4 protein-coding genes are annotated in these 3,746 nt (G+C 68.3%); 3 read left to right on the forward strand and 1 reads right to left on the reverse strand.

Annotated features, from left to right (window positions below):
* The 3 genes from AC3XYG_RS19945 to attM (AC3XYG_RS19955) form a co-directional block, all read left to right on the forward strand.
* Positions 1-1,152: hydroxyacid-oxoacid transhydrogenase (locus AC3XYG_RS19945; protein ID WP_489141609.1), on the forward strand; the 1,152-nt coding region annotated here is incomplete at its 5' end.
* A gap of 31 nt (positions 1,153-1,183) precedes the next feature.
* The gene (gene attM, locus AC3XYG_RS19950; protein WP_489141610.1) at positions 1,184-1,975 is read left to right on the forward strand and encodes an AttM family quorum-quenching N-acyl homoserine lactonase; all 792 of its coding nucleotides are present in this window, start codon (positions 1,184-1,186) and stop codon (positions 1,973-1,975) included.
* A 118-nt stretch (positions 1,976-2,093) separates the two neighbouring features.
* Positions 2,094-2,885 (forward strand): AttM family quorum-quenching N-acyl homoserine lactonase, encoded by a 792-nt coding sequence (gene attM / locus AC3XYG_RS19955; protein ID WP_489141611.1) that lies wholly within the window; start codon positions 2,094-2,096, stop codon positions 2,883-2,885.
* Positions 2,886-2,946: 61 nt separating this feature from the next.
* Here the strand turns inward: attM (AC3XYG_RS19955) and AC3XYG_RS19960 are convergent.
* On the reverse strand, positions 2,947-3,746 hold an 800-nt coding region (locus AC3XYG_RS19960; protein WP_489141612.1), incomplete at its 5' end, for an alanine dehydrogenase.

Consider the following 3,746-nt stretch of genomic DNA (forward strand, 5'->3'; position numbering starts at 1 on the left):
AGCGACCCGGCGCTGCATGAATTCGGCCTGGTCGACCGGGTCGCCGGGATCATCGAACGCGCCGGCATCGGCGTCGTCAGGTTCGAGGACATCGCGGTGGAGCCGACGCTCGACTCGCTGTCGCGTGCCGCGGATTTCTCAGCCACGGCCGATGTCGACGGCTTCGTCGCGCTGGGCGGCGGGTCGACCATCGACACGGCCAAGGTCGCCAACCTGATCAAGCGCCATGGCGGCGCGATCATGGATTACGTCAACGCGCCGATCGGCGGCGGCCGTAAGCCGCCGGGGCCGCTGTTCCCTCTGATCGCGGTGCCGACCACCTCCGGCTCGGGGTCGGAGGCGACGACGGTCGCCATCCTCGACATCCCCGACCTCAAGCTGAAGACCGGCATTTCGCACCGCTATATCCGGCCGACCCTGGCCGTGGTCGACCCGGAGCTGGCGCGGACCACCCCGGCCGGCGTCACCGCCTCGGCCGGGCTCGACGTGATCTGCCACGCCATCGAATCCTATATCTCCAAACCGTTCGACGCCCGGCCGCGCCCGGCCTCGCCGGACGACCGGCCGCCCTACCAGGGCAGCAATCCGGTGGCCGACATCTGGTCGCTGAAGGCGATGGATTTCGGCGGCCGCCTCCTGGCCCGCGCGGTGGCGGATGGCGATGACCTGGAGGCCCGGGGCATGATGATGCTCGGCGCCACCATGGCCGGCATCGGCTTCGGCACCGCCGGGGTGCACATCCCGCACGCCTGCGCCTATCCGATCGCCGGGCTGAAGCACGTGTTCCACGCCGCCGGCTACAGCCGCGACCACGCCTTCGTGCCGCATGGCTATTCCGTTATCGTCACCTCACCAGCGGCGTTCCGCTTCACCTACGATTCAGCACCGGCGAAGCACATCCAGGCGGCAGAGCTATTGACCGGACGACCGGTCAGCGATCCCGGGCCGGACAGCCTGCCGAATGCGCTGATCGCGCTGATGAAGCAGGTCGGCGCCCCGCGCGGCATCGCCGAGCTGGGCTATGCCGAGGCGGATATCCCGGCGCTGGTCGATGGTGCGCTGAAGCAGCAGCGGCTGCTGGTCGGCGCCCCCAAGCCGGTCGATCGCGGCGACCTCGAGCGGATCCTGCAAGCCTCGATCGCGAACTGGTAGCGCACCCCCGTTCATTCAAAGGGAGGGCCCGATGACCAACATCCGTCTGTACATGTTCCAGACCGGCACGCTGAAGTGCAAGGTGCACAACATCAAGATGAACCAGGGCAACGGCGCGGATTACGAGATCCCGGTGCCGTGGTTCCTCATCACCCATCCCAAGGGCAACATCGTCATCGACGGCGGTACCGCGGTCGAATGCGTGGCCGACCCACGTGCCTATTGGGGCGGCATCGTCGACGTCTACTGGCCGGTGATGACGGAGAGCCAGGGCTGCCTCGCGCAGCTGGCCACCCTCGGGCTGCGGCCGGACGACATCCGCTACGTCGTGCAGTCGCATCTGCATCTCGACCACACCGGCGCCATCGGCCGGTTCCCGAACGCCACCCACATCGTCCAGCGCCGCGAATACGAATACGCCTTTACCCCGGACTGGTTCGCCGCCGGCGGCTATATCCGCAAGGATTTCGACCGCCCGGGCCTGAAGTGGCAGTTCCTGGAGGGCGAGGCGACCGACGACTACGACCTCTACGGCGACGGCACGCTGCGCATGGTGTTCACGCCGGGCCATGCACCCGGGCACCAGTCCTTCCTGGTCACCCTGCCGAAGACCGGGCCGATGCTGCTGACCATCGACGCCGCCTACACCATGGACCATTGGAACGAGAAGGCGCTGCCGGGTTTCCTGGCCTCGACCGTCGACACGGTGCGGTCGGTGCGCAAGCTGCGCACCCTGGCCGAACGGGTCGGTGCGACTGTGGTGACCGGCCATGATCCGGACGCCTGGCCCGGGTTCAAGCAGGCCCCGGCCTACTACGACTGACGCAACCCCGCGGGATCGCAGGTCCGGTCTGCAGCCGCAGGCCTGACCTCGTCTCCGGCGGTGCTGGTATTCAAGGGCGGGCCGGGGCATCGGTCCCGGCACCTGCGAGAGACCGCCCATGACCGACATCCGGCTGTACATGTTCCAGTCCGGCACCCAGCGCTGCAAGGTGCACGACATCAAGATGAACCAGGGCAACGGGGCCGATTACGAGATCCCGATTCCTTGGTTTTTGCTCACCCATCCCAAGGGGGCCGTCGTCATCGATGGCGGGCTGGCGGCCGAGGGCTTGGCCGATCCGCGCGGCTATTGGGGTGACGTGGTCGACGTCTTCCGCCCTGTCATGACCGAGAGCCAGGGCTGCGTCGCCCAGCTGGCGGCGCTCGGCTTGCGGCCGGAGGACATCCGCAGCGTGGTGCTGTCGCATCTGCATTCCGACCACACCGGCGCGATCGGCCGATTCCCGAACGCCACCCACATCGTGCAGCGCCGGGAATACGAATACGCTTTCACCCCGGACTGGTTCGCCGCCGGCGCCTATGCCCGCAAGGATTTCGACCGGCCAGGACTCAAATGGCAGTTCCTGGAGGGCGAGGCGACCGACGGCTACGACCTGTACGGCGACGGCACGCTGCGCCTGGTGTTCACGCCGGGCCATTCGGTCGGGCACCAGTCATTCCTGGTCACCCTGCCGAACAGCAGGCCGATGCTGCTGGCGGTCGATGCCGCCTACACCATGGATCATTGGAACGAGAAGGCGCTGCCGGGCTTCCTGGCCTCGACCATCGACACCGTGCGGTCGGTGCGCAAGCTGCGCACCCTGGCCGAGCGGGTCGGCGCGACCGTGGTGACCGGCCACGACCCGGAGGCCTGGCCCGGCTTCAAGCAGGCGCCGGCCTTCTACGATTGAGGGTCAAAAGACAGGGCCGCCGGATCGCTCCGGCGGCCCTATCGTTTCCGGTCCCGAGACCTCAGGCGGCGCGCAGCACCACTTCGGCCGGGACGTAGTTGAGGCCCAACGCGTCGGCCACCGGCTTGTTGGTGACCTGGCCGGAATGGATATTCAGCCCCTCGCGCAGATGCGGATCGTCGAGGCAGGCCCGGCGATAGCCCTTGTCGGCCAGCGCCAGGGCGAAGGGCAGGGTGGCATTGTTCAGCGCCACGGTCGAGGTCCGCGCCACGCCGCCCGGCATGTTGGCGACGCAATAATGCACCACGCCGTCGACGACGTAGGTCGGGTCGTCATGGGTGGTGGCCCGCGAGGTCTCGAAGCAGCCGCCCTGGTCGATGGCGACGTCGACCACGACCGAACCCGGCTTCATCTTGGCGATCATGGCGCGGGTCACCAGCCGCGGCGCCGCCGCGCCGGGGACCAGCACCGCGCCGATCACCAGATCGGCCCCGGTGACGTATTCCTCGATCGCGTCGACGGTGGAGTAGATCGTGTTCAGCTCGGCGCCGAACTGCAGGTCCAGCTCCTTCAGTCGCTGCAGCGACTTGTCGATCACGGTGACATGGGCTTCCAGCCCCATCGCCATGCGCGCCGCGTTGGTGCCGACCACGCCGCCGCCCAGCACCACCACCTTCGCCGCCGGCACGCCGGGCACGCCGCCCAGCAGCATGCCGCGGCCGCCCTGGATCTTCTCCAGGCAATGGGCGCCGCACTGGATCGACATCCGCCCGGCGACCTCGCTCATCGGTGCCAGCAACGGCAGGCCGCCGCGGGCGTCGGTGACGGTCTCATAGGCGATGGCGACCGCGCCGGATTTCA

This window comes from Inquilinus sp. (assembly GCF_057815775.1).

What these genes read in the sequence shown, in the direction of transcription:
- attM (WP_489141610.1), top strand. Translation starts at nt 1,184, where the DNA reads ATGACCAACATCCGTCTGTACATGTTCCAGACCGGCACGCTGAAGTGC.
- attM (WP_489141611.1), top strand. Translation starts at nt 2,094, where the DNA reads ATGACCGACATCCGGCTGTACATGTTCCAGTCCGGCACCCAGCGCTGC.